The organism is Hafnia sp. CBA7124, from assembly GCF_002355555.1.
GTDB lineage: Bacteria > Pseudomonadota > Gammaproteobacteria > Enterobacterales > Enterobacteriaceae > Hafnia > Hafnia alvei.
Genome location: NZ_AP017469.1, coordinates 4,091,248 through 4,116,914, shown reverse-complemented (window position 1 = coordinate 4,116,914; position 25,667 = coordinate 4,091,248). Strand labels below are relative to the sequence as shown.

Annotated in this window: 19 protein-coding genes; 15 read left to right on the top strand and 4 right to left on the bottom strand. The window is 48.7% G+C overall.

The window, feature by feature from the left end; all coding sequences use genetic code 11:
* Positions 1-327 precede the first annotated feature (327 nt).
* The 3 genes from aceB to aceK all read left to right on the top strand — a co-directional run bounded on the left by aceB (position 328) and on the right by aceK (position 5,100).
* Entirely contained in the window at positions 328-1,926 is a 1,599-nt protein-coding gene (gene aceB / locus CPY98_RS18600) for a malate synthase A (RefSeq protein ID WP_043488840.1), read from the top strand.
* Between the two features lie 62 nt (positions 1,927-1,988).
* Positions 1,989-3,299: an isocitrate lyase gene (gene aceA / locus CPY98_RS18595; protein ID WP_025798567.1), complete on the top strand. Its 1,311-nt coding sequence runs from the start codon at positions 1,989-1,991 to the stop codon at positions 3,297-3,299.
* A gap of 82 nt (positions 3,300-3,381) precedes the next feature.
* Positions 3,382-5,100, top strand: coding sequence for a bifunctional isocitrate dehydrogenase kinase/phosphatase (aceK, locus tag CPY98_RS18590; RefSeq protein WP_096388592.1), 1,719 nt, complete (start codon positions 3,382-3,384; stop codon positions 5,098-5,100).
* On the opposite strand, the gene treR is transcribed toward aceK, so the two are convergent.
* The gene (treR, locus tag CPY98_RS18585) at positions 5,101-6,057 is read right to left on the bottom strand and encodes a trehalose operon repressor TreR (protein WP_046448902.1); all 957 of its coding nucleotides are present in this window, start codon (positions 6,055-6,057) and stop codon (positions 5,101-5,103) included.
* Between the two features lie 278 nt (positions 6,058-6,335).
* On the opposite strand from treR, the gene CPY98_RS18580 reads away from it, so the two are divergent.
* Positions 6,336-8,666 (top strand): YgiQ family radical SAM protein, encoded by a 2,331-nt coding sequence (locus CPY98_RS18580; RefSeq protein WP_025798561.1) that lies wholly within the window; start codon positions 6,336-6,338, stop codon positions 8,664-8,666.
* 43 nt (positions 8,667-8,709) lie between these two features.
* On the opposite strand, the gene dkgA is transcribed toward CPY98_RS18580, so the two are convergent.
* Entirely contained in the window at positions 8,710-9,540 is an 831-nt protein-coding gene (gene dkgA / locus CPY98_RS18575) for a 2,5-didehydrogluconate reductase DkgA (protein ID WP_043488848.1), read from the bottom strand.
* A gap of 275 nt (positions 9,541-9,815) precedes the next feature.
* On the opposite strand from dkgA, the gene CPY98_RS18570 reads away from it, so the two are divergent.
* The 7 genes from CPY98_RS18570 to CPY98_RS18540 all read left to right on the top strand — a co-directional run bounded on the left by CPY98_RS18570 (position 9,816) and on the right by CPY98_RS18540 (position 16,446).
* Positions 9,816-11,006 carry an amino acid aminotransferase gene (locus tag CPY98_RS18570; RefSeq protein WP_046448903.1) on the top strand — a complete coding sequence of 397 codons (1,191 nt, stop codon included), beginning with the start codon at positions 9,816-9,818 and terminating at the stop codon, positions 11,004-11,006.
* Positions 11,007-11,427: 421 nt separating this feature from the next.
* Positions 11,428-12,546, top strand: coding sequence for a PfkB family carbohydrate kinase (locus CPY98_RS18565; RefSeq protein ID WP_043488853.1), 1,119 nt, complete (start codon positions 11,428-11,430; stop codon positions 12,544-12,546).
* Positions 12,543-13,481 (top strand): pseudouridine-5'-phosphate glycosidase, encoded by a 939-nt coding sequence (locus CPY98_RS18560; RefSeq protein WP_043488855.1) that lies wholly within the window; start codon positions 12,543-12,545, stop codon positions 13,479-13,481. Before CPY98_RS18565 ends, CPY98_RS18560 begins: the two co-directional genes overlap by 4 nt.
* Before the next feature lie 248 nt (positions 13,482-13,729).
* Positions 13,730-15,001, top strand: coding sequence for a NupC/NupG family nucleoside CNT transporter (locus tag CPY98_RS18555; RefSeq protein ID WP_046448905.1), 1,272 nt, complete (start codon positions 13,730-13,732; stop codon positions 14,999-15,001).
* A complete protein-coding gene (locus CPY98_RS18550; protein ID WP_172625160.1) occupies positions 14,998-15,474 on the top strand; it encodes a DUF1097 domain-containing protein in 477 nt (158 codons plus the stop codon). Before CPY98_RS18555 ends, CPY98_RS18550 begins: the two co-directional genes overlap by 4 nt.
* Positions 15,475-15,677: 203 nt before the next feature.
* Positions 15,678-16,106: a secondary thiamine-phosphate synthase enzyme YjbQ gene (locus CPY98_RS18545; RefSeq protein WP_043488862.1), complete on the top strand. Its 429-nt coding sequence runs from the start codon at positions 15,678-15,680 to the stop codon at positions 16,104-16,106.
* Complete coding sequence (locus tag CPY98_RS18540) at positions 16,099-16,446, top strand: MmcQ/YjbR family DNA-binding protein (protein WP_025798545.1); 348 nt, start codon at positions 16,099-16,101, stop codon at positions 16,444-16,446. Before CPY98_RS18545 ends, CPY98_RS18540 begins: the two co-directional genes overlap by 8 nt.
* A gap of 99 nt (positions 16,447-16,545) precedes the next feature.
* On the opposite strand, the gene uvrA is transcribed toward CPY98_RS18540, so the two are convergent.
* Positions 16,546-19,377 carry an excinuclease ABC subunit UvrA gene (gene uvrA / locus CPY98_RS18535; RefSeq protein ID WP_025798543.1) on the bottom strand — a complete coding sequence of 944 codons (2,832 nt, stop codon included), beginning with the start codon at positions 19,375-19,377 and terminating at the stop codon, positions 16,546-16,548.
* Between the two features lie 423 nt (positions 19,378-19,800).
* On the opposite strand from uvrA, the gene CPY98_RS18530 reads away from it, so the two are divergent.
* A complete protein-coding gene (locus tag CPY98_RS18530) occupies positions 19,801-20,340 on the top strand; it encodes a single-stranded DNA-binding protein (RefSeq protein WP_043488863.1) in 540 nt (179 codons plus the stop codon).
* Between the two features lie 103 nt (positions 20,341-20,443).
* On the top strand, positions 20,444-20,773 hold the full coding sequence (locus CPY98_RS18525) for a hypothetical protein (protein ID WP_043488866.1): 330 nt from the start codon (positions 20,444-20,446) through the stop codon (positions 20,771-20,773).
* 81 nt (positions 20,774-20,854) lie between these two features.
* Here CPY98_RS18525 and CPY98_RS18520 read toward each other — a convergent pair whose 3' ends face one another.
* Complete coding sequence (locus CPY98_RS18520; protein ID WP_025798538.1) at positions 20,855-22,633, bottom strand: sigma-54-dependent Fis family transcriptional regulator; 1,779 nt, start codon at positions 22,631-22,633, stop codon at positions 20,855-20,857.
* A gap of 510 nt (positions 22,634-23,143) precedes the next feature.
* Between CPY98_RS18520 and ygeW the strand changes: the two genes are divergently transcribed.
* Together ygeW and dpaL are read left to right on the top strand one after the other, a co-directional pair.
* Positions 23,144-24,331 (top strand): knotted carbamoyltransferase YgeW, encoded by a 1,188-nt coding sequence (gene ygeW, locus CPY98_RS18515; RefSeq protein WP_040045589.1) that lies wholly within the window; start codon positions 23,144-23,146, stop codon positions 24,329-24,331.
* Positions 24,332-24,408: 77 nt separating this feature from the next.
* A complete protein-coding gene (gene dpaL, locus CPY98_RS18510) occupies positions 24,409-25,608 on the top strand; it encodes a diaminopropionate ammonia-lyase (RefSeq protein WP_025798534.1) in 1,200 nt (399 codons plus the stop codon).
* Positions 25,609-25,667: the final 59 nt, after the last annotated feature.

Here is a 25,667-nt window from a genome sequence, read left to right as displayed (position 1 = left end):
AATGCTGCTGAATGTCTGTTTAGCAGCATCCTCAAATTTTATCTCCCCTCAATTCTTTTTCTTAATTAACAGTCTATTGTGTTTAAACAATCTAATGGAACCGGTTTTCTTCTTATTGTTATTAATATATTTACCTATCCATATGAAATTTAAAGAATATAAAAATAATTATAATAAAAATGGAAATTGTTTTTGATTTTGTTGAATCACTGTCTACGCTTTAATCTGTTGGTACGAAATTTAGTCGCTAATGAGAAGTGTAAAAGTGAGCTAAATGACAGGAGTGGGGTTCTGGTTGTACCCCTAGCAGAGGGCGGAGACAAACATATGACACAACAGATCGTTGATACTGAGCTGGCATTCACCCAGCAATTTGGCAGTCAGGAGCAGCAAGTTCTTACCGAAGAGGCTATTGAGTTTTTAACTGATTTAGTCGCTCGATTTGCGCCTCAACGCAAGCAGTTACTTACGGCTCGTCAGGCGCAACAACAAAAAATAGATCGTGGCGAACTGCCAGATTTTATTTCGGAAACTAATTCCATTAAAAATTCCGATTGGAAAATTCGCGGTATTCCTCGCGATCTTCAAGACCGCCGCGTTGAAATCACGGGGCCGGTCGAGCGCAAAATGGTGATCAATGCGCTTAATGCGAACGTTAAAGTTTTTATGGCTGATTTTGAGGATTCACTTGCTCCAAACTGGGACAAAGTGATTGAGGGCCAAATTAACCTGCGTGACGCCGTGAATGGCACGATCAGCTTCACCAATGAAGCAGGAAAAATTTACCAGCTAAAACCGAATCCTGCGGTGCTGATTGCTCGTGTGCGTGGTCTTCATCTGCCTGAAAAGCATGTAACGTGGCAGGGTGAGGCTATCCCCGGTGGGCTGTTTGATTTCGCGCTCTACTTTTTCCATAACTACCAAGCACTCTTGGAAAAAGGCAGCGGCCCCTATTTCTATCTGCCTAAAACAGAGTCTTACCATGAGACTGCATGGTGGAGTGAGATCTTCAGCTTTACCGAAGATCGTTTTGATCTACCGCGTGGAACAATTAAGGCCACTGTATTGATTGAAACCCTGCCTGCGGTATTCCAGATGGATGAGATCTTACATAGCCTGCGCGATCACATCGTTGGTTTGAACTGCGGTCGCTGGGATTACATCTTTAGCTATATCAAAACGCTGAAAAACCATAGCGACCGCGTTTTACCCGATCGCCAGTCTGTGACAATGGAAAAACCATTCTTAAGTGCTTATTCACGTTTGCTGATCAAAACCTGCCACAGACGCGGCGCTTTTGCTATGGGCGGAATGGCGGCATTTATCCCTAGCAAAGACGCTGAGCGCAATGCATGGGTGATGGATAAGGTCCGTGCTGATAAAGAGCTCGAAGCAAATAACGGTCATGACGGCACTTGGGTTGCACATCCGGGCTTAGCTGATGAAGTGATGCAGGTTTTTGGCCGCGTGTTGGGTGAGCGCAGCAATCAACTTGAGGTAACGCGTTCGCAGGATGAACCTATTACCGCAGCTCAACTGCTGGAACCTTGCCCTGGTGAACGTACCGAAGAGGGGATGCGTGCCAATATTCGCGTTGCCGTTCAATACATTGAGGCTTGGATTTCGGGTAATGGCTGCGTGCCAATCTACGGCTTGATGGAGGATGCGGCGACGGCGGAGATCTCTCGCACATCAATCTGGCAGTGGATCCACCACGGGAAAACGCTGAGCAATGGCCAGCAGGTTACCCCAGATCTTTTCCGTCAGTTATTGAAAGAAGAAATGCAGGTTATTCGTCAAGAGCTTGGTGATAAACGTTTCGACAGCGGCCGTTTTATTGAGGCTGCCAGTCTGATGGAGCGTATTACAACCAGCAATGAGCTGATCGATTTCCTGACACTACCTGGTTATGAACTGTTGAATTAAGCACGAAAATTAACCCTACACCGAAACCATAAAATAGAGAAAAAAGCCAAGGAGCGCTTGCCATGTCTACCTCACGTAATCAGCAAATTCAGCAGTTGGAACAGGATTGGAAAACTAACCCGCGTTGGGAGGGCATTACGCGTCCCTACAGCGCAAATGACGTGGTTAATCTGCGTGGTTCGGTGAATCCAGAATGTACTTTAGCGCAAAAGGGCGCCGCTAAACTTTGGGAGCTGCTGCATGGCGGTTCACGCAAAGGCTATGTTAACTGCCTCGGGGCATTAACCGGTGGACAGGCATTACAGCAGGCAAAAGCCGGTGTCGAAGCTATCTATCTCTCTGGCTGGCAGGTGGCGGCGGATGCCAACTTGGCATCCAGCATGTATCCGGATCAATCACTGTATCCCGTTAATTCGGTGCCAGCGGTAGTTGAACGTATCAATAATTCATTCCGTCGCGCAGACCAAATCCAATGGTCGAACGGCGTGGAGCCGGGTGATAGCAAATTTACCGATTACTTCTTACCGATTGTTGCCGACGCTGAAGCCGGTTTTGGTGGCGTGCTGAATGCGTTTGAATTAATGAAATCGATGATTGAAGCGGGTGCAGGCGGAGTTCACTTCGAAGACCAACTGGCATCGGTGAAAAAATGCGGTCATATGGGCGGCAAAGTACTGGTTCCGACGCAGGAAGCGATTCAAAAATTAGTCGCCGCGCGTTTAGCCGCAGACGTATTGGGTGTTCCAACTCTGGTGATTGCCCGTACCGATGCCGATGCTGCCGATCTGATCACATCAGATTGCGATAGCTACGACAGCGCTTTTGTCACCGGTGAGCGTACCGTTGAAGGCTTTTTCCGTACTCATGCTGGTATTGAACAGGCTATCAGTCGTGGCCTCGCCTACGCGCCTTATGCCGATTTAGTTTGGTGCGAAACGTCTACCCCAGACTTAGACGCGGCGAAGCGCTTTGCCGATGCGATTCACGCCCAGTATCCGGGCAAGCTGCTGGCCTACAACTGTTCACCTTCCTTTAACTGGAAAAAGAACCTCGACGATCAGACTATCGCACGCTTCCAAGATGAGCTTTCTGCGATGGGCTATAAATACCAGTTCATCACGCTGGCAGGCATTCACAGCATGTGGTTCAACATGTTTGATCTGGCGCACGCATACGCCAATGGAGAGGGCATGAAACACTACGTTGAGAAAGTGCAGGAGCGCGAGTTTGCGGCACAGAAACAGGGTTATACCTTTGCCTCCCACCAACAGGAAGTGGGCACGGGATACTTTGATAAAGTGACGAATGTGATTCAGGGTGGTGCATCATCGGTAACGGCTTTGACCGGATCAACTGAAGAGCAGCAATTCTAAAAACACGGGTAAGCATGCACGCTAAAACGGGCAGGGCAATGCGCTCTGCCCGTTTTGTCTGAGAGTCAGCGAGGTGACCGAGATGGCTATTGGTATGGAACAACTGATTGCGCAGACGATCTTACAGGGCTTCGATGCTCAGTATGGTCGTTTTCTCGAAGTGACCGCGGGAGCCCAACAGCGCTTTGAGAAAGCTAACTGGGGCGCTGTTCAACTGGCGATGAAAAAACGTATTCACCTCTACGATCACCATGTGGGGCTGGTGGTGGAGCAGCTACGCAGGATGACGGGGCCTTTATGTCATGATGCTGAATTCTTGGCTCGCGTGAAGACGGTCTACACCGACATGCTGCCTGAATATCCGCGTTTTGAAATTGCCGAAAGCTTTTTTAACTCCGTATACTGCCGCTTATTCAATCATCGTGAGCTCACCCCAGATAAGCTATTTGTTTTTAGCTCACAGCCTGAACGCCATTGGCGCGAATTTCCCCGTCCATTAGCCAGAACCTTTAAGCCTGATGCCGGTTGGCATGTGCTAATCAATGATTTACTCGGCGAACTGCCACTTCGATTACCGTGGGAGGATCGCGCCCGTGATGTGGACTATATTCTCAGCCATTTAGAAAGTACCTTCGGTGAAAATACGCTGAATCACAGCCGCCTACAGGTAGCCAATGAGCTGTTTTATCGCAATAAAGCGGCTTGGCTGGTGGGGAAGCTGCACACGCCAGAAGGCATTTATCCCTTTTTGCTGCCGATTCATCATAACGAACAAGGCGCGCTGTTTGTCGATACCTGCTTAACGCGTTTAGATGAGGCCAGCATTGTTTTTGGCTTCGCTCGTTCGTACTTCATGGTATATGCACCTTTGCCGGCCGCATTGGTTGACTGGCTGCGCGAGATTTTACCGGGGAAAACAACCGCTGAGCTCTATATGGCGATTGGCTGCCAAAAGCATGGGAAAACAGAATATTACCGCGAGTACTTAAAGCATCTTGCCGAATCTAAAGAACAATTCATTATTGCTCCAGGCATTCGAGGAATGGTGATGCTGGTTTTCACGCTGCCTTCGTTTGACCGCGTATTTAAGATCATCAAAGATAAGTTTGCGCCGCAAAAAGAGGTCGATCCTGCACGGGTTCAAGCCTGCTACCAGCTAGTTAAGGAACACGATCGCGTTGGCCGCATGGCTGATACTCAAGAATATGAAAACTTTGTGATTGAAAAGTGGCGCATCAGCCCTGAGCTGATGGCGGAATTACAACGGGAAGTTCCTGAGAAATTGGAAGATTTGGGCGATCGTATTGTGATCCGTCATCTGTATATTGAGCGTCGCATGATTCCGCTCAATATCTATCTGGAGCAGGCCGACGAGCGCCAGTTACATGACGCCATTGAAGAGTATGGCAATGCGATCAAGCAGCTGGCAGCGGCGAACATTTTCCCCGGCGATATGCTGTTTAAAAACTTTGGTGTAACCCGACATGGGCGAGTGGTGTTTTATGATTACGACGAAATTTGCTACATGACTGAGGTTAACTTCCGCGATATTCCACCGCCGCGTTATCCTGAGGACGAAATGGCCAGCGAGCCATGGTATAGCGTGTCGCCAAATGATGTGTTTCCTGAAGAGTTCCAGCATTTCTTATGCGGTGATGCGCGAATTAGAACGTTGTTTGCCGAAATGCACGGTGATTTATTTACTGCAAACTATTGGCGTAGTTTGCAGCAGCGGATTAGTAACGGCGTGGTTGATGATGTCTTTGCCTATCGACGTAAGCGCCGATTTGCACAGCGTTAATCAGTTTGGGCGGCGTAATGTGCAAGGCACCGTAATGTGCTTGCCGGGCTGTGGCGCGCTTTGCAGGGAGAGTAACTGTTGTACCGCCATTCGTCCGCCTTCGGCATAGCCTAAGTCGACGGAAAAGGTCTTGGGATACAAGAACTCCAGCAGCGAGTTATTCCCCATACCGCAGACGATTACATCGTTTTTCGACCGCTCCTGTAAGTACTTACTTACGCCGAGAGCAATGGTATCTGACGCGCAGATGATAGCGCTGGTATCCTCAGTGATAACCTGCTGAGCCAACTGATATCCACTCTGAAAGGTAAGCTCCCCGAGCGCGGCACAAGGCGTTATCTGGTGCTTTTTGCAGAGCGCGTGATAGGTATCGTAACGGCGTCCACCCGTTGTGGCATCCGAAAGTTTGACCCCAACGAAAGCGATGTGTTGATGTTTTTTGGCGATGAGCGCGTTCATCAGCAAGGTGACAGCGCCGCTATCGTCATAACGTACCGAGGTCAGCTGTTCATACTCCCATGCCAGAACAACGATTTTCTCTCGCCACGGCAGCAGCATTGATTCATCCAGACCGGTAAAGCCGAACAGCAAAATGCCATCAACGTGACGACGCGATAGAACGGTCAAATGTTCCCGCACTCGCTCCGGCTCAAACTGGCTTTCTAATAAAATAGGGTCGTAGCCTTGGGCATACAACAGGGGAAGCATGGCGCGAACGGCCTGATTTTCAGCGTTGGAATCTAAACGCGAAACAATGATGGCGACGACTTTATCCGTTTGCCCGCGCATGGCTCGAGCCGATTTTGATGGGGCAAAGTTATGTTGACTGATGATTTCTTCGATCCGCGCCCGCGTTTCAGGTTTCACGCCGGATTCTTTATTGATCACCCGAGAAACGGTGGATTTACCCACGCCGCTGAGGCGAGCAATATCTTTAATCGTCAATCGTTCGGACATAACGTAACGCCACGCAAAGTCAGTGATAAGAATGCTATTGTTGTGGGTAAAAGCCGCTAAGGCAAGCCCCCGTCATGAACTTTGCCGCAGCTCATTCAGGGAACGATAGGGGGGATAACAGGCCAATCTCAAATATCCCTCTCTTTTACGTGTGCAAATGCGTATAATCGCCGCCCTGATATTGATGCTTTGTTAACCACCCAAATTGTTAACGGCACAACGTATTGCAGTTCCGCTTCAACGCAAACTTCCCCAGATAAATAGAAAAGAGTGATGTCATGAGTAGTATCAGCCTGATCCAGCCAGAACGTGATTTGTTCTCCTACACGCCCTATTGGGCAGAGTGCTACGGCACGGCCCCGTTCTTACCGATGTCGCGTGAGGAAATGGATACTCTCGGCTGGGATAGCTGTGACGTCATTTTAGTTACCGGTGATGCCTACGTTGACCATCCAAGCTTTGGAATGGCAATCGTTGGCCGCATGCTGGAAGCTCAGGGTTTCCGTGTGGGGATCATTGCGCAACCGGACTGGACCAGCAAAGCCGATTTTATGCGTCTGGGGAAACCGAACCTGTTTTATGGCGTCACTGCGGGCAACATGGATTCGATGATTAACCGCTATACCGCCGATCGCAAACTGCGCCACGACGATGCTTACACGCCAAACAATGAAAGCGGCAAACGTCCAGATCGTGCAACGCTGGTTTATACCCAACGCTGTAAAGAAGCGTTCAGCGATGTTCCGGTGATTTTAGGTGGGATTGAAGCCAGCCTGCGCCGTATTGCTCACTACGATTATTGGTCTGATACCGTGCGCCGTTCGGTGCTGGTGGACTCTAAAGCCGATATGCTGATGTATGGCAACGGCGAACGCCCACTGGTGGAAGTTGCGCATCGTTTGGCCTCCGGTGAGCCGATTGCCAGCATTATCGACGTGCGTAATACCGCGGTCATGCGCAAAGAGGCGTTGCCGGGCTGGAGCGGCGTGGATTCCACTCGCTTAGACAAACCGGGCCGTATCGAACCGATTCCCAACCCTTACGGCGACGATTTGGCCTGTGCGCCAGATGCCGATAAGAAGAAAGACGATAGCGTACAAACCATCACCGTGCGTGCGCCAAAGCCTAAGCCGTGGGAAAAAACCTACGTGCTGCTGCCGTCTTATGAAAAAGTTAAAAATGACAAAGTACTGTATGCGCACACATCACGCATTTTGCATCATGAAACTAACCCCGGCTGCGCGCGTGCTTTGATGCAAAAACATGGCGATCGCTATATTTGGATTAACCCTCCAGCTATCCCATTGAGCACGGAAGAAATGGACAGCGTATTTGCGCTGCCTTACCAGCGTGTTCCTCATCCAGCCTACGGCAGCGCCCGTATTCCTGCTTATGAGATGATCCGCTTCTCCATCAACATCATGCGTGGTTGCTACGGCGGCTGCTCATTCTGTTCGATTACCGAACACGAAGGCCGCATCATCCAGAGCCGTTCAGAAGACTCAATTATTCGTGAAATCGAAGAGATCCGCGACAAAGTCCCTGGCTTTACCGGCGTGATTTCCGATTTGGGTGGCCCAACGGCCAACATGTATATGCTGCGCTGCCAGTCACCGCGCGCCGAGCAAACCTGCCGTCGTGCATCCTGCGTTTACCCTGAGATTTGTCAGCACATGGACACCAACCATGAGCCGACCATCAATTTGTATCGTCGTGCGCGTGATCTAGACGGTGTGAAGAAAATCCTCATTGCTTCTGGGGTTCGTTATGATCTGGCGGTTGAAGATCCGCGTTATATCAAAGAGCTGGCAACCCATCATGTGGGGGGCTATCTGAAGATTGCGCCAGAACATACCGAAGAAGGGCCGCTGTCTAAGATGATGAAGCCGGGCATGGGAAGCTATCATCGCTTTAAAGAGCTGTTTGATACCTATTCCAAGCAGGCTGGTAAAGAGCAGTATTTGATCCCGTATTTCATTTCAGCGCATCCGGGAACGCGAGATGAAGATATGGTCAACTTAGCGCTGTGGTTGAAGAAAAACCGTTTCCGTTTGGATCAGGTACAAAACTTCTATCCGTCGCCGTTGGCGAATTCCACCACGATGTATCACACGGGTAAAAACCCGCTGGGTAAAGTCGATTATAAAAGCGAAGATGTTGTGGTGCCGAAAGGCGATCGCCAGCGCCGCTTACACAAAGCGCTGCTGCGCTATCACGATCCAGCCAACTGGCCGCTGATCCGTGGTGCGCTGGAAGAGATGGGTATGAAGCATTTGATCGGTTCGCGCCGTGAATGTTTAGTACCGGCCCCAACGCTTGAAGAACAACGCGAAGCGCGTCGTGGATACCAGAGAAATATGCGTCCGGCGATGACTAAGCATACCGGTGCTCCAGCGAAACCTGAACAGCGTGCTGCCAAACCTAAAACGATTCGCGGTGAAGCGCCGTCAGCGGAGCGCAATGGAAAAGCGCATGATAAGGCTTCTCCGGCGGGCAAGCCTGTTAAAGGTAAACCGCAAGCGGCTAGACCAACGGCGCATACGCCAGCGGGAAAAACGGCTGCGAAGCCATCAGGGCGCAAGGCACCTCGCGTGACCAAAGGTAAATAACGATAAAAAATCCCCGCAGCGCGGGGATTTTTTTAGCGATTCATTACAGCTTTTCAAACGTATCAGGATCGGGTCCCAGGCGTTTTCCGCTATCGAGCTTGGCAATCAGGCTCAGCTCATCTTTATCCAACCGAAAATCAAATACCCCAAAGTTTTCTTGAATGCGTTTTGGCGTAACGGATTTAGGGATCACAATCAATCCAGAATCCAAGTGCCAGCGAATGACAATTTGAGCCGGGGTTTTCTCATACTTCTGCGCCAGCTTATGAATGATTTCAGTATCAAAAACACCCTCGCCGCCCTGTGCCAGCGGGCTCCAAGATTCGGTAGCAATGTGATGTGTGGCATTCCATGCGTGCATGGTTTTTTGCTGCATCAAAGGATGAAGCTCAATTTGGTTCACGGTGGGTGAAACGCCCGTTTCATCGATCAGGCGTTGTAGGTGTGGGATATTAAAATTACATACGCCGATGCTCTTGATCAGCCCTTGTTTCTTGAGGTCAATCAGCGACTTCCATGCGGTAACGTATTTATCCTGCGCAGGCGCTGGCCAATGAATCAGATACAGATCGATGTAATCCAACCGCAGCTTTTTCAGGCTTTCTTCCAGCGCCTTCGCCGCGTTGTCTTGGTCTGTATTCCATAATTTAGTGGTGATGAAAAGCTCGTCGCGAGCAATTGACGAGTTTGCTAACGCTTTGCCGACGCCTTCTTCGTTAGCATAAATGGCCGCAGTATCGATTGAGCGATAACCTGTCTCTAACGCGGTTTCGATAGCGGTGATGACTTGCTCATTCGAGGCTTGCCATACGCCTAAACCGAGCTGTGGCATGGTATTTCCGTCGCTCAGCTTGATAAGAGGTTGTGTGGACATCGTTTTCTCCTTCTGCTGGAGAGGCTAAATAGAAGCCCCATCCGTTCCATACCCGCCGTACTTCAAGCTGCACTTTTGATGGCCGCGCTGAATTTGCTGCCTCTTTGCCGCCTCAAGGTAGCTCAAATTATTTTGGATATGATGAAACCTATCCTTTAAGCCTAGCCCAAAAAGATCGGTATGGACGAAGTAATTGGCTATAGCTTTATGACCTGCGACAAGGTTATTGTGTTGTTAAAGCTATTTTTACCCCCGTGATTTCAAGGAGAGCACCCGTGTTTCAGCATGTAGACGCCTATGCAGGCGATCCGATTCTCTCGCTGATGGATACCTATAAACAGGATCCTCGAGCCGATAAAGTTAATCTCAGTATCGGTCTGTACTATGACGAAAAGGGAACCATTCCACAGTTGAAAGCCGTTGCTGCTGCGGAAGAGATCCTGAATGCTCGCGAGGGTGCTGCGTCGTTGTATCTGCCGATGGAAGGTTTAGCGCCATACCGTAGCGCCATTCAGAGCCTGTTGTTTGGTGATACACATCCTATGGTTGCTCAAAAGCGAATTGCTACAGTGCAAACCATTGGTGGTTCCGGTGCGCTGAAAGTTGGAGCTGATTTTTTAAAACATTATTTCCCTGATTCAGAGGTATGGGTCAGCGATCCAACGTGGGAAAACCATATTGCGATCTTCTCGGGGGCGGGTTTCAAAGTGCATCAGTATCCCTATTTTGACCCTGAAACGCTGGGGGTAAATTTTGATGCGATGCTCAACACGCTCAATCAACTGCCAGCGCGTAGCATTGTGTTGATGCATCCATGCTGCCATAACCCAACGGGCTCAGATCTCACCAATGCACAATGGGATCGCGTGATTGAAATCGCGAAAGCGCGTGAACTGATCCCATTCCTTGATATTGCTTATCAAGGTTTTGGGGCCGGAATGGAAGAGGACGCTTATGCTATCCGCGCGATGGCGCAGGCAGAGTTGCCTTGCCTCGTGAGTAATTCGTTTTCAAAAATTTTCTCCCTCTACGGTGAACGCGTTGGCGGGTTATCCGTTGTGTGTGAAAGCGAAGAAGCCGCAAACCGAGTATTAGGCCAGTTAAAAGCAACCGTGCGCCGCATTTACTCCAGCCCGCCTAACTTCGGCGCACAGGTGGTGGCAACGGTGCTTAACGATCAGAAGCTGAAAGCTTTGTGGCTTGATGAAGTTGAAAGTATGCGCCTGCGCATTATCGAAATGCGCCGCACGCTGGTGGATGGTTTGAAAACCGTATTACCACAGCGCAACTTTGACTACCTGATGTCGCAGCGCGGCATGTTTAGCTATACCGGCCTCAGCGCTCAGCAGGTGGACCGGCTACGTGAAGAGTTTGGCGTATACCTGATCGCCAGCGGTCGCATGTGCGTAGCGGGAATGAATCACGCTAATGCGCAGCGCGTTGCCCAGTCATTTGCTGCCGTTTAATTCCTATCGTTAATGAAGCTCCCGATATTTTAGGGAGCTTTTTTATTTCTCATCCCCAGCAGAGTTCCACTGAAAACAGCGATGCCGACTGTGAGACAGATCTCGTTGTAATTTAAATAGCAGATGCTGATGGATCACTCAAAATCGATAATGAGTGTCCATGCAAACAAAAGTTAGCGCTTTATAAGAAAATTCCCATCTCTATGATTTTTAATATTTATTAAAAGAATAAAATTCTGCATTATTTTTAATGATTTGTTTTTGTGGTTATTAGGTTTAAATCGGGTGGTTGATAGCTTGATGTTGTTCACAAAATAATGAATGAAAACGTATTCACCCTAATTACGATCGCCTTCCCAATTCCTTCTTAAACTTCTAAATCCCACTTTACTGTTTTTCAATGGCAGATTAAAACAAACGCATGTTTAAAAACAAACAAGTGTCCAATATGACTAGCCGAGAAAAGCAGATATTGCAGCTTCTGAGACGTGATCCTTTGATCCCACAGCAGGAAATTGCCGATGTTTTAGGTATTAGCCGCTCTGGTGTAGCAGGACATATTATGAACTTAATGAAGAAAGGATATATAAAAGGAAAAGGATATATATTATCTGAGCACAGCTATGTTGTTACCGTCGGCTCTACGAATATGGATGTTTGTGGATACTCATCCTCTAAATTAGTTTATGAAGATTCTAATCCAGGGAAAATAAAATGTACTCCCGGCGGCGTCGGCAGAAATATAGCACAAAACATTGCCTTATTGGGTCGAGAGTGCCATTTGATTTCTGTGGTAGGCGATGATTTTTATGGGGATACCTTATTAGAACAGGCCAAATTAGCCGGTGTTCATATTGATAGTTTCCATAAACTGCATGGTGAAACCACATCGACCTATGTCTCGTTATTAGACGAAGGCGGTGAAATGCTGGTCGCTATTAATGATATGCGCATTTTAGAAAAACTGACGCCAGCATTATTAGCAACGTCAAAAGATCTTATTCAGCATGCCGGTGTATTGATCGTTGACTGCAACCTTACCGAAGATGCTTTGGCATGGTTATTTAGCCACGCAGGCAGTGTGCCAATATTTGTTGATACCGTATCTGCATTTAAAGCACCCAAGATCCGAAATTGGCTATCACATATTCATACCTTGAAGCCTAATCGCCTTGAGGCCGAAATCCTCAGTGGAATGACGATTACGAGCCCAAAAGATGCACCTAAAGCGGCTAAATGGTTCCATGAACAAGGCGTACAGCGAATTGCGCTAAGCATGGGAGCGGCCGGTGTTTTTTACAGCGAGATTGATGGGCAAAGCGGTTGGTCGAGTCCTTTGCCGGTGAATATCGTCAATGTGACAGGGGCTGGTGATGCCATGATGGCCGGGCTGGCTAGCTGTTGGCTTGAAGATATGACGCTTGCCGAAAGTATCCGTTTTGCGCAGGGATGCTCCGCGTTAACTCTTTCCTCTGAATTTACTAATAACCCTAATCTGTCGAATGGCAGTGTTCAAAAACTGTTGGAATTACAATCATGAAAAATAACATTATGACCAATGAGTATCTGGATATTTCGCCGGAAGTTGCTGAGGCACTAGCCAATAACCGCCCCGTTGTGGCTTTAGAATCTACCATTATTTCCCATGGTATGCCTTACCCACAAAATGCCGAAACGGCGTTGGCGGTTGAGCAGCAAATTCGTGAAAATGGTGCAGTGCCTGCGACGATTGCGATTATTAACGGCCGTATGAAAGCAGGCTTATCCCGCGAAGAGATTGAGCTGCTCGGCAAAGAAGGCCACAACGTGGCGAAAGTGAGCCGCCGTGACTTGCCATTCATCGTTGCAGCAGGCAAAAACGGTGCAACAACCGTGGCTTCGACCATGATTATTGCCGAAATGGCCGGTATTCATGTCTTTGCCACCGGTGGTATCGGCGGTGTTCATCGCGGGGCTGAACAAACATTTGATATCTCAGCTGATTTACAAGAGCTAGCAAAAACCAACGTGGCCGTAATTTGTGCCGGAGCCAAATCGATTCTGGATTTAGGGTTAACCACCGAATATCTTGAGACGCACGGCGTGCCGCTGATTGGCTATCAAACTCAGGTGCTACCCGCATTTTTCTGCCGTACTAGTCCGTTCTCCGTCAGCATTCAATTAGATGAGCCCGAGCAGATAGCGAAGGCAATGGCGACCAAGTGGCAGTCTGGTTTGGATGGTGGAATGGTGATTGCTAATCCGATCCCCGAACAATTTGCGATGCCTGAAGCTAAAATCAATGCGGCGATTGAGCAAGCCGTTCAGGAGTCGGTAGAACAGGGCGTTCATGGGAAAGACAGCACGCCATTCTTGCTGGCCAGAGTGGCTGAACTCACGGGGGGCGATAGCCTGCACTCCAATATCCAATTGGTATTTAATAATGCAAAACTAGCCGCTCAGATTGCATGTTGCTACCAGGAGACCGCAGCATAAAAATAGCGTTACTCCTTAAGTTTTATCCTGATATTAACAATTAAATAAAATGCCAACCTGAAAGGTGGATGGGTTTCTACGCTTATCCTCTTTCAGGTATATATCCATCATACTTCAAGCTGCATTTTTGTTGGCTACGTTTGTTCACCCGAATCACTTACTTGAGTAAGCTCATCGGGATTTACTTACCGCCTCAATGTAACTCGAATTATTTTGGCTATGGCTGCATATATCGAAGGGACGGATTTATGGACTTATTACGCAGCTTGCTTGGTATTGGTATACTTCTTTTAATCGCTTTTATTTTTTCTAATAATCGAAGAAAAATTAAAATAAGAACGGTTGGTGCAGCACTTTTATTACAGATTGTTCTAGGTGCGGTGATGCTTTATGTACCTGCGGGGAAATGGCTGATTAACGCCATTGCGAGTGGGGTTAATAAGGTTATCTCATACAGTGATGCCGGTAGTTCATTTATTTTTGGTGGTCTGGTTGGCCCTAAAATGAATGTGTTATTTGACGGTGCTGGTTTCGTTTTCGCATTTCATGTATTGCCCGCCATTATTTTTATTACCTCGCTGATCTCGATTCTTTATTATATTGGCGTGATGGGCTGGGTTATTAATATTCTTGGTTATGTGTTCCAGAAAATGATGCGAGTGAGCAAAGTAGAGGCGTTTGCAGCGGTCACCACGATATTTCTTGGGCAAAACGAACTCCCGGCGGTGCTCAAACCATTTATTAGCAAAATGAACCGCAACGAACTTTTTACGGTCATTTGTAGTGGGATGGCGTCAATTGCAGGTTCCATGTTGGTGGGTTATGCAGGCTTAGGCGTGCCCATTGAGTACTTGTTGGCTGCATCGTTGATGGCGATTCCGGGCGGGATCTTGTTTGCGCGCATGCTCAGCCCCGCCACGGAGGAGTCTCAGGTTGAATTTAGCCAGATGTCGTTTAGCGATAAGCGCCCCGCGAGTGTTATTGAAGCGGCGGCGAGCGGGGCAATGTTAGGTCTTAAGATTGCCGTTGGTGTGGCGACGGTGGTGATGGCGTTTGTTGCGTTAATTGCGTTGATTAACGGCATCATCGGCGGGGTTGGCGGTTTGTTTGGTTGGTCAGGCGTCAGCTTGGAAAGCCTGCTAGGTTATCTCTTCTCACCGTTGGCATACATCATGGGCGTAAGCTGGGATAACTCTGCGCTGGCCGGCGGTTTGATTGGGCAGAAACTGGCCATTAACGAGTTTGTCGCGTATGTGAATTTCTCTCCCTATCTCAGGGAAGCGGCCGGTGCCTTAGATCCAAAAACCATTGCCGTTATCTCTTTTGCACTCTGCGGTTTTGCCAACTTCGGCTCGATTGCGGTGGTGGTGGGGGCATTTAGCGCCGTCGCTCCAGAGCGTGCATCGGATATTGCACGCTTAGGATTACGCGCTTTGCTTGCGGCGACGCTCTCTAACTTGATGAGTGCAACGATTGCTGGGCTGTTTATCGGTCTTGGGGCATTAGCGATAGCGTCATGATGACAAAAGACATGCGATTGCTGCTTTGTCTTGCGCTAAGCACCGGCATTTTATCCGGCGTTTGGGCATGGCTAGCTGAACAGTTGGTACTCATGAGCTGGATTGGCTTTTTAGGTTGTACAACCTATTTTGCTATTCCTAGCAAAGGACTACTCGGTTTATGTCGTGGCCTTGCGGCTAATGTGAGTGGTGCAAGCTGGGCTTCGATGGCTATGGCACTGACTGCCTCGACCGATTTTAGCTATGCTGCAGTCATTACTGGGGCGATATCCTTCATGATGTGCGCCCAATCTCGGTTTCGCCTGCTTTGCTTTGTTCCCGGCAGTTTTATCGGTGCATGTGCGCTGTTTGGCTCACAGTCCGAGTGGCTAGCGGTAGTTTTGGCGTTGTGCCTAGGAGGAATATTCGGTTTCCTGATGCAAAGCAGCGGAACATGGATGGCAAATCGCTGGCAGATGATTTTAACTAATTAATATTCAATAAGTTGATTAAGATTTCTATAGCCCATGTAGCAAAAGCACATGGGCTTTTTTATGCGAATTTTGCATAGAGAGGAAAATTGACTGCTGCAAACTGTCTGTCTGGGGCGTAGGCTAAATAGGTCTTTACATAACTTTTGACGCTCAAAAGTTGCCGACTATTGTACAAAGAATATACTAGTTAAGGACGTCTGAAGATGTGGTATCAGCACACTATTGTTTTGCATGCAAAGCCGCGTGGTTTCCATCTGGTCACCGATGAAATTATCGAAAAACTCCCACAGCTAGCCTCTGTCGAGGTTGGGATATTGCATCTGCTGCTGCAGCACACCTCCGCGTCGTTAACCCTCAACGAAAACTGTGATCCCACTGTCCGTTACGATATGGAGCGACACTTCATGCGAACGGTCCCCGAAGATGCTCCCTATGAGCACGACTATGAAGGCGATGATGATATGCCTGCGCATATTAAGTCTTCGCTGTTAGGGGCCTCCCTAACGTTACCGATATGTCGGGGAAAGCTACAGTTGGGAACCTGGCAGGGGATATGGTTTGGCGAACACCGCGTGCACGGCGGTACGCGCCGGATCGTCGCAACTATACAAGGGGATATTGTTCATGAATAATTCGGCATTTTTGCAATACTGCATGGCTAAACCGGGAGCGGAGCAAAGCGTTCAAAATCGTTGGCGAGCCAATCAGGTTAAAGTAGGCGGCGTGATGTTTGCGATGGTCGACCATGTTGAAGGTCGCCCTGCAGTGGCGCTTAAAATGAGCTGTGAGCAGGCAGCGCAACTGCGCAGCGAACATAAAGATATCGTTCCAAGCCCTAACCTGAATAAGGCACATTGGAGTACGATTTTCCTCGACGGCACCCTCAAGGATTCTTTGCTCTATAAACTGGTTGATGGCTCTTATTCTTTAGCGCTTAACCATATCGGTGAGCAAACCCGCCAAGGGCTGTAATCTTTTTTAATAGGTAAGCGGATAGCGAATGCCAAAATATAAAACGCCCCGGTGATCGTTCTCATCGGGGCGCATTAATTTTAGGCTTGTAACGGTACTCTATTTTTTATTCAGTAACGGTTTCAAGAACCTAGCAGTATGTGATTGCTCACACTCAGCCACCGTTTCCGGTGTGCCTGATACCAGAATCTGACCGCCGCCGCCGCCGCCTTCTGGCCCCAAATCAACGATCCAGTCAGCCGTTTTAATCACGTCCAAATTATGTTCAATGACCACGATGGTGTTGCCTTGATCGCGCAATTGATGCAATACCGCTAGCAGTTGCTGAATATCAGCAAAATGCAGGCCGGTAGTTGGCTCGTCCAGAATATACAGCGTTTGGCCGGTTCCGCGTTTGGAGAGTTCGCGAGACAGCTTCACGCGCTGTGCTTCGCCGCCAGACAGCGTGGTTGCTGACTGACCTAAGCGAATATAGGACAGGCCGACATCGATCAGCGTTTGCAGCTTACGCGCTAGCGCCGGAACCGCATCGAAGAACTCACGCGCTTCTTCAATCGTCATATCCAGCACTTCGTGGATGCTCTTGCCTTTGTATTTAATCTCCAGCGTTTCACGGTTATAACGCTTACCTTTACATTGATCGCAAGGTACGTAGATATCCGGCAAGAAATGCATTTCGACCTTGATAACCCCATCGCCTTGGCAGGCTTCACAGCGTCCGCCTTTAACGTTAAAGCTAAAGCGTCCTGGGTTATAACCGCGCGCGCGTGATTCTGGAACGCCTGCAAACAACTCGCGTACCGGCGTAAAGATGCCGGTATAGGTTGCTGGGTTCGAGCGTGGCGTACGGCCGATTGGGCTTTGGTCAATATCGATAACTTTATCGAAATGTTCCATTCCTTCCACCGCGCGATAAGGCGCAGGTTCCGCGAGCGTTGCACCGTTTAGCTGGGTTTGCGCAATCGGGAACAGGGTGTCGTTAATCAGCGTGGATTTACCGGAGCCGGAAACGCCGGTGATACAGGTGAAAAGACCGACAGGCAGCGTTAGCGTAACGTCCTTCAGGTTGTTTCCGCTGGCGCCAATCAGCTTAAGCACTTTGGTGGCATCGGCAGGAACGCGTTCCGCAGGTACCGCGATTTCACGCTTGCCGCTAAGGAACTGGCCGGTCAGAGATTCAGGCACCGCCATAATCTCATCCACGGAGCCTTGAGCAACCACTTCACCACCGTGCACGCCCGCGCCTGGGCCGATATCAATGACGTAATCTGCTGCGCGAATGGCATCTTCATCATGCTCCACCACAATCACGGTGTTACCCAGATTGCGCAGGTGGATCAAGGTTTCCAGAAGTCGTTCGTTGTCGCGCTGATGGAGGCCGATTGAAGGCTCATCCAGTACGTACATCACACCAACCAGACCTGCGCCGATCTGACTCGCCAAGCGAATGCGCTGCGCTTCACCGCCGGACAGTGTTTCGGCAGAGCGAGACAAGCTTAAATAGTTCAGGCCCACGTTAACCAAGAACTTCAGGCGGTCGCCGATTTCCTTCAGGATTTTTTCGGCAATCTGGGCACGCTGGCCCTGTAGTTTAAGATCGCGGAAGAACGTTAGAGCATCGCCAATACTAAGATCTGAAATCACAGGTAGCGTAGTGTTCTCAACGAATACATGACGTGCTTCTTCACGTAAACGGGTGCCGTGGCACGATGCGCATGAACGGTTGCTGATAAATTTTGACAGCTCTTCGCGTACCGCAGAAGATTCCGTTTCTTTGTAGCGACGCTCCATATTGTGCAATACGCCTTCAAACGGATGGTTGCGTACCGTAATGTCGCCGCGGTCATTGATATATTTAAACTCAATCGACTCTTTGCCGGAGCCATACAGCACGGCTTTCTGCGTTTTAGCATCCAAACTACCGAATGGCGCTTCCACATCAAAATGATAATGATCTGCTAACGATTTCAGCATTTGGAAATAGTAGAAGTTACGGCGATCCCAGCCGCGAATTGCGCCGCCGGCCAGTGACAGCTCGGCGTTTTGCACCACGCGATCGGGATCGAAATATTGCTGCACCCCCAAACCATCACAGGTTGGGCAAGCGCCAGCCGGGTTGTTGAACGAGAACAACCGTGGTTCAAGCTCACGCATGCTGTAGCCACAAATTGGGCAGGCAAAGTTAGCGGAAAACAGAAGCTCAGGCGCTTTATCGTCATCCATATCGGCAACAATGGCGCTGCCGCCAGACAGCTCTAGCGCGGTTTCAAAAGATTCCGCCAAGCGTTGAGCCATGTCATCACGCACTTTGAAACGATCGACCACAACTTCAATGCTGTGTTTTTTCTGAAGCTCCAGCTTAGGAGGATCGGAAAGATCGCAGACCTCGCCGTCGATACGGGCGCGGATGTAGCCCTGTGCCGCCAGATTTTCCAGCGTTTTAGTATGCTCACCTTTGCGATCTTTGACGATCGGTGCCAGCAGCATCAGACGTTTGCCTTCTGGCTGCGTCAGTACGTTATCAACCATTTGGCTAACGGTTTGTGCGGCTAAGGGAACATCATGATCCGGGCAGCGTGGCTCACCAACGCGGGCAAACAGCAGACGCAGATAATCATGGATTTCAGTGATTGTCCCCACTGTTGAACGCGGGTTATGCGAAGTAGATTTCTGCTCAATGGAAATTGCCGGAGATAGACCTTCAATGTGGTCAACGTCTGGCTTTTCCATCAAAGAAAGAAACTGACGCGCATAGGCAGACAACGATTCGACATACCGACGCTGACCTTCAGCATACAGCGTATCAAACGCCAGAGAGGACTTGCCTGAGCCTGACAGACCGGTCACAACAATCAGCTTGTCGCGAGGAATGATCAGATTGATATTTTTCAGGTTGTGGGTGCGAGCACCCCGTATTTCTATTTTATCCATTAACGACTTCCCGGATGAAGAACCCATCTCATTAGGCTTACCTACCGCAGTTTGCTGATAAATCGTACACAGCGGGCAACAGCGGAGTACCTATTGGGATAGGCTCTGGATAATCTTAGTACAGCGTTGTGCTCTCGGTCGGTAAAATGGGCTGAGACCAGTAACGGCGCGGTCTGCTGCAATATTTAGCCAGTTTAGGAGTACACAACGATGCTTGAAACGATCAATTATGGCACAATAAAACCTGAATGAATATCCAGTATATAAATGCAAAATTGTTCTATGCTTAAACAATTAAGGAATCCACTTCACAGAAGCGAACAGTGATGCTGTTAGGGCTCTGGCGTGATAGAATTAACGGTTTAGACTACGCGCTATAATTATTTTGAGTGCGTACAAATTTACTTCATCAGGAGAATCGAAATGGCCAGCAGAGGCGTTAACAAAGTGATTCTTGTCGGGAATCTGGGTCAAGATCCAGAAGTCCGTTATATGCCGAATGGTGGTGCTGTAGCCAATATTACTCTGGCCACCTCCGAGACTTGGCGCGACAAGCAAACCGGCGAACAGAAAGAAAAAACCGAATGGCACCGTGTAGTGTTGTTTGGCAAGCTGGCAGAGGTTGCAGGTGAATATCTGCGCAAAGGTTCTCAGGTTTACATCGAAGGTGCTTTGCAGACCCGTAAGTGGACCGATCAGGCTGGCGTTGAAAAATACACCACTGAAATCGTCGTAAACGTTGGCGGCACCATGCAAATGCTGGGTGGACGTCAAGGCGGCGGCGCTCCTATGGGCGGCGGTCAGGCACAAGGGCAGCAGGGCGGTTGGGGTCAGCCTCAGCAGCCACAGGGCAATCAGTTTAGCGGCGGTTCTCAGCCAGCGGCTCGCCCACAGAATGCACCGGCAGCTCAGCCACAAAGCAATGAACCTCCAATGGATTTCGATGACGATATTCCATTCTGATTTCTGTTAAAGAAATCAGCTCATAGCCCTGCATTGCGGGGCTTTTTTTTGAGTGGAAATCGAGATTTAACTCTTTCTCGGGTTTGGTTTTAGGGAGAAGGCAATGATTAGACGTATTTCATGGATTGCTGGCGCAGGCTCATGGCTGCTGCCGCTGGTATTGCTGCTGTGGCAATGGATGGCAGAAGGGCAGCATCAAGCAACGGTATCGCCAGAAGCTTATAATGCATGGAAGATGTCGGTGCTGTTTGCCGATTTTAGCTTTGCCGGTGCTCTGTCTTTGCTGGCGGTGCTGCTGGGGGCGATGGCGCTAGCCAAAACGAAAGAGGACGAGGTTTTGCATCCGGGCAAGCGCATGCTGGAATTACTGATTTTAGCTCTGCCGATGATGTTGTGCCTGTTCCTTATGGGCATGTTGTTGGTTCACGGTTAACACGACCTGCGCATTGGCTATCGTGCCAAATGTGGAATGTGGGCAAGCCCCTGCACAGCTTTAGCGCAAGGGGCTCAGTGCCTACAATGACGTGAGTTCGTATTTTTTGATTTTCCGATACAGCGTTGCGATACCAATGCCAAGTTCGTCTGCGGCCTGTTTTTTATTATTGTGGCGGCTTAGCGCTTCGCGGATCATCTGCCGCTCCATGTCTTCAAGCCCTGTTGCGCCGTGCTCTTCGCACGCTGCCGCGCTTTGATAGGGGACATCTTCTCTATAGCTGCGTATCACCTGCCCATTGACCAAATTCGGAGGCAGCAGCGAGATATCAATCACTTCTCCGCTTGGAACCACGTTAATCAAATATTCCATCAAATTGCTGAGTTCGCGCACGTTGCCCGGCCAGCGGTAAAGCTTGAGCAAAGACATTACTTCTGGCGCCATGCCGGGATAAACAATCCCGATACGTTTGGTATGCAAATTTAAAAAATAATGCACTAGGAGCTCAATATCACCTTGGCGCTCACGCAGCGGTGGTAGCGTCATAGGAATAACGTTCAAGCGATAGTAGAGGTCTTCGCGGAATTTTCCGTCGGCAATGTATTGCTCAAGATTTTGGTTAGTCGCGGAAATAATTCGGATATCTACAGGGATTGGCTTACTGGAACCAATCGGTTGGACCTCACGGGATTCAATCGCACGCAGTAGTTTAGCCTGCAGCGTCAGGGGCATATCTCCGATTTCATCTAAAAAAAGCGTGCCATTGTTAGCCGCCTGAATCAGGCCTATTTTCCCATTCGCCGAAGCACCGGTGAATGCGCCTTTCACATAGCCAAATAATTCACTTTCTAGCAGTTGGTCTGGAATAGCTGCGCAGTTGATGGCAATAAATGGTTTGTTATTACGATCGCTCAGTTGATGTATAGCACGCGCCACCACTTCTTTACCGGTTCCACTTTCACCAACCACGAGAATGCTGGATGGACTGGGGGCAACGCGGGTGATCAGACGCTTTAAAGTACGAATTGGGCGACATTCCCCAACTAAATGTTCAATGCGTGGATCGTCAGGATTAAAATCAACATTCATCGGTGAATGAGATTGATGAAATGCCATTAAAAAAAGCTGGTGGTCTTGAATATCATGCAGCTGACCAATAATAAGTTCCTGTTGTTCATCAAAGGAAATAATATGTTGCAGATGGCCACTGGTATAATTTTGTTGAAAAGTAAGAGGTCTGATATTAAAGGTTTTACCCATAATTTGATCTTGAGACGCATTAAGCTGTTTTAATGCCGTGGGATTAGCAAATTTAGCTCTATTCTCATTATCAATAACCAGTACGCCTTGGTCCATATTCTCAATGAGGCTCATGAGTATTTTATTTATTCCATCGCTACCTCCTTGGTTTTCTAGGAGCTTAGAGACAAAAAGATTGGATATATGGCGGACGTAGTCAGAGAATTCATGAATATTATCTTTTATTCTCTCTTGTTGTTCGGGCGTAAATGCCACCAAGCTGATCACTCCGATGCAGGCGTTTTGAAAAATAATGGGGATCCCAAGAAAGGCTTTTTCTTTGCAGCTGTCTTTGCTGGTGCAGCCGTCGCAAACCGGATCGAATCGTGAATGGATAACAACTTTTTCCTGCTTAGTATCAAGAACATACCTAAGAAGTCTTGAGTTACTGTTGAGCTTTCGGCCAAAAAATTTCCCGTAGGGGCCTGTGCCCGATACTCGCGTCATATTGGCATCCACGATTTCGACTTCCAATTGTAAGACGCTGGCGAGCATTTTTGTGAAGCGTAAGATCGTCGGCTGAATTTGCATCAATATGGACTGAGCATTTACGGGTGTCATAATCAGAACCTTTCTCTAACGCTAAATTATTCGCGTTTATGGTTAGCGGGAATTATGTCCTTTTCACCTTACGATAATACATGAATAGAAAGTGTGGTTTGATAAACATCAATTGCCTTTTCTTAACTAGGATGAGTTTCTGTTGTTGGCATCACACTTTATTATCAAACTGATAAGAATATGGTTTTTGTTATCATTCTGGGTTGTCACCCATCTGAGAATAACGTTTTTATTTGCGATGTATGCAAAGTGAAATAGCTTTCTTAGTGAGTTAATAATGCAACTATTACTGATATTCATAACTGCACACGCTGATTTTGAATAAATAATGAGGCGTGGCTCACATTATCCCCCCTATTTCATACGTTCTCTCTCCATTAATCACAGCTTGGCATAGTTATTGTTTAAGAGTTAACAGTCGCTATTCACGGCGAGCGTTGAACCACCCGCCATACGTACGCCATAGCAGATTAAATCAAACGCCAATCACTTACTTTGTAGGGCCATGAGATGAGAACAGTTAACGAATTAATTAAGGATATCAATGCGCTTAAGTCGAATCTGCATGAAAAAGATTTTCTGCTGACCTGGGAGCAAAGCCCAGATGAGCTGAAACTGGTTCTGGATCTGGCCGAAGCATTAAAAACCATGCGCGCAGAGAACATTGCGACCAAGATTTTCAACAGTGGTTTAGGCATCTCCGTTTTCCGCGATAACTCCACAAGAACGCGTTTTTCTTATGCATCAGCCCTGAACTTGCTGGGATTAACCCAACAAGATCTGGATGAAGGTAAATCACAGATTGCGCATGGCGAAACCGTGCGTGAAACCGCGAACATGATCTCTTTCTGTGCTGATGCTATTGGTATTCGTGATGACATGTACCTCGGCGCAGGTAACGCTTATATGCGCGAAGTCGGCGCCGCGCTGGATGAAGGCTATGAACAAGGCGTTCTGCCACAGCGTCCGGCATTGGTAAACCTGCAATGTGACATCGACCACCCAACGCAGTCGATGGCCGATCTGGCTTGGCTCCAAGAACATTTCGGCAGTCTAGAAAACTTAAAAGGCAAAAAAATTGCGATGACGTGGGCGTATTCACCAAGCTACGGCAAGCCGCTCTCTGTGCCGCAGGGCATCATCGGTCTAATGACCCGCTTTGGCATGGATGTCACGCTGGCTCACCCAGAAGGCTATGACCTCATTCCAGACGTGGTTGCGGTGGCAAAACAAAACGCTGAATCCTCTGGTGGCAGCTTCCGTCAGGTGAACTCTATGGCTGAAGCATTCAAAGACGCTGATATCGTTTATCCGAAATCTTGGGCGCCTTATAAAGTCATGGAAGAGCGCACCGAACTGCTGCGTGCGAACGATCATGACGGTCTCAAAGCATTAGAAAAACAGTGTTTAGCAGAGAATGCCAAACATAAAGATTGGCACTGCACCGAAGAGATGATGAAGCACACCAAAGGCGGCGAGGCGCTCTATATGCACTGCCTGCCAGCGGATATCTCAGGCGTGTCTTGTAAGGAAGGCGAAGTCACCGAAGGCGTCTTTGAAAAATACCGTATTGCTACTTACAAAGAAGCCAGCTGGAAGCCTTATATCATCGCCGCCATGATCGTCGCGCGTAAATTTTCGAAACCAGGTCTGGTGTTAGAACAACTGCTGAAAGAAGCGCAAAAACGTATCAAGTAATACTGTCTGCACCGGCGCATCTGTCGATGCGTCGGTATTTCCGCCTCTGGCGGATACTCTCCTGATGAGGATGGGTTATGTCTGTTTTCTCTATGAAAGTGGATATTGCGCAAAACCGTTTTTTCAACGGTGAAACGTCTCCACTTTTCTCACGCGCAGAAGCGCAAAAGGCCCGTGCCTTCCACAAAAAAATAACGGGTTATCAGCCTACGCCGCTCTGTTCTTTAGACGAACTGGCTCAGCTTTTTGGCGTTAATAAAATTTTAGTCAAAGACGAGTCTCAGCGTTTCGGTTTGAACGCTTTCAAAATGTTGGGCGGGGCTTACGCGATTGCGCGTTTGCTGTGTGAAAAATACCAGATTGATATCAATACATTTTCTTTCGAAAAGCTGAAGTCAACGCTGACAGAAAAAATGACGTTCGCCACCACCACCGATGGTAATCATGGACGTGGCGTGGCATGGGCCGCTCAGCAACTGGGCCAAAACGCCGTGATTTATATGCCGAAAGGCTCCGCGCGTGAGCGCGTAGATCATATCCGCAATCTGGGTGCGGAGTGCATCGTGACCGATATGAACTACGACGACACAGTGCGTTTGACCATGAAAACTGCCAAAGAACGCGGCTGGGAAATCGTGCAAGACACTGCGTGGGAGGGATACACCAAGATCCCAACGTGGATTATGCAGGGCTATTCCACGCTGGCCGATGAAGCGGTCGAACAAATGCAGGCGATGGGCATTCAGCGACCAACACACGTCTTCTTACAGGCGGGCGTAGGCGCAATGGCCGGCGGCGTTTTGGGCTATCTGGTTGATGTCTTCGGTGCCGAAAAACTGCATTCCGTGATTGTTGAACCCGATCTTGCCGACTGTGTTTTCCGTTCAGGTTTGAAAGGTGAAATCGTCAATGTGGGCGGCGATATGGCCACCATTATGGCTGGTTTAGCCTGCGGCGAACCTAACCCGCTCGGATGGCCACTGCTGCGCAACTGCGCCACTCAGTTTATCTCCTGCCAAGACAAAGTCGCTGCGTTAGGTATGCGCGTTCTCGGCAATCCGCTGGGAAGCGATCCGCGCATTGTTTCTGGTGAATCTGGTGCCGTAGGGCTGGGTGTCTTGGCCGCCGTTCACCACCATCCAAAACGTGAAGAGCTGATGCAACAGCTGGGTTTAAATCATGATTCCGTTGTGTTGCTTATCAGCACGGAAGGCGATACCGACGTTAAACATTACCGAGAAGTCGTTTGGGAAGGGAAACATCCCGCCTGTAGCTGAAAGCGATGAAATTAACGACTTTTTGACCTTTATTTTCTCGCCTTAAGCGAGCTAACACA

What these genes read in the sequence shown, in the direction of transcription:
- CPY98_RS18560 (WP_043488855.1), top strand. Translation starts at nt 12,543, where the DNA reads ATGAAAAATAACATTATGACCAATGAGTATCTGGATATTTCGCCGGAA.
- CPY98_RS18525 (WP_043488866.1), top strand. Translation starts at nt 20,444, where the DNA reads ATGATTAGACGTATTTCATGGATTGCTGGCGCAGGCTCATGGCTGCTG.
- CPY98_RS18555 (WP_046448905.1), top strand. Translation starts at nt 13,730, where the DNA reads ATGGACTTATTACGCAGCTTGCTTGGTATTGGTATACTTCTTTTAATC.
- CPY98_RS18565 (WP_043488853.1), top strand. Translation starts at nt 11,428, where the DNA reads ATGTTTAAAAACAAACAAGTGTCCAATATGACTAGCCGAGAAAAGCAG.
- CPY98_RS18530 (WP_043488863.1), top strand. Translation starts at nt 19,801, where the DNA reads ATGGCCAGCAGAGGCGTTAACAAAGTGATTCTTGTCGGGAATCTGGGT.
- treR (WP_046448902.1), bottom strand. Translation starts at nt 6,057, where the DNA reads ATGTCCGAACGATTGACGATTAAAGATATTGCTCGCCTCAGCGGCGTG.
- dpaL (WP_025798534.1), top strand. Translation starts at nt 24,409, where the DNA reads ATGTCTGTTTTCTCTATGAAAGTGGATATTGCGCAAAACCGTTTTTTC.
- CPY98_RS18550 (WP_172625160.1), top strand. Translation starts at nt 14,998, where the DNA reads ATGATGACAAAAGACATGCGATTGCTGCTTTGTCTTGCGCTAAGCACC.
- aceA (WP_025798567.1), top strand. Translation starts at nt 1,989, where the DNA reads ATGTCTACCTCACGTAATCAGCAAATTCAGCAGTTGGAACAGGATTGG.
- CPY98_RS18520 (WP_025798538.1), bottom strand. Translation starts at nt 22,633, where the DNA reads ATGACACCCGTAAATGCTCAGTCCATATTGATGCAAATTCAGCCGACG.
- ygeW (WP_040045589.1), top strand. Translation starts at nt 23,144, where the DNA reads ATGAGAACAGTTAACGAATTAATTAAGGATATCAATGCGCTTAAGTCG.
- uvrA (WP_025798543.1), bottom strand. Translation starts at nt 19,377, where the DNA reads ATGGATAAAATAGAAATACGGGGTGCTCGCACCCACAACCTGAAAAAT.
- aceK (WP_096388592.1), top strand. Translation starts at nt 3,382, where the DNA reads ATGGCTATTGGTATGGAACAACTGATTGCGCAGACGATCTTACAGGGC.
- CPY98_RS18545 (WP_043488862.1), top strand. Translation starts at nt 15,678, where the DNA reads ATGTGGTATCAGCACACTATTGTTTTGCATGCAAAGCCGCGTGGTTTC.
- CPY98_RS18580 (WP_025798561.1), top strand. Translation starts at nt 6,336, where the DNA reads ATGAGTAGTATCAGCCTGATCCAGCCAGAACGTGATTTGTTCTCCTAC.
- dkgA (WP_043488848.1), bottom strand. Translation starts at nt 9,540, where the DNA reads ATGTCCACACAACCTCTTATCAAGCTGAGCGACGGAAATACCATGCCA.
- CPY98_RS18540 (WP_025798545.1), top strand. Translation starts at nt 16,099, where the DNA reads ATGAATAATTCGGCATTTTTGCAATACTGCATGGCTAAACCGGGAGCG.
- aceB (WP_043488840.1), top strand. Translation starts at nt 328, where the DNA reads ATGACACAACAGATCGTTGATACTGAGCTGGCATTCACCCAGCAATTT.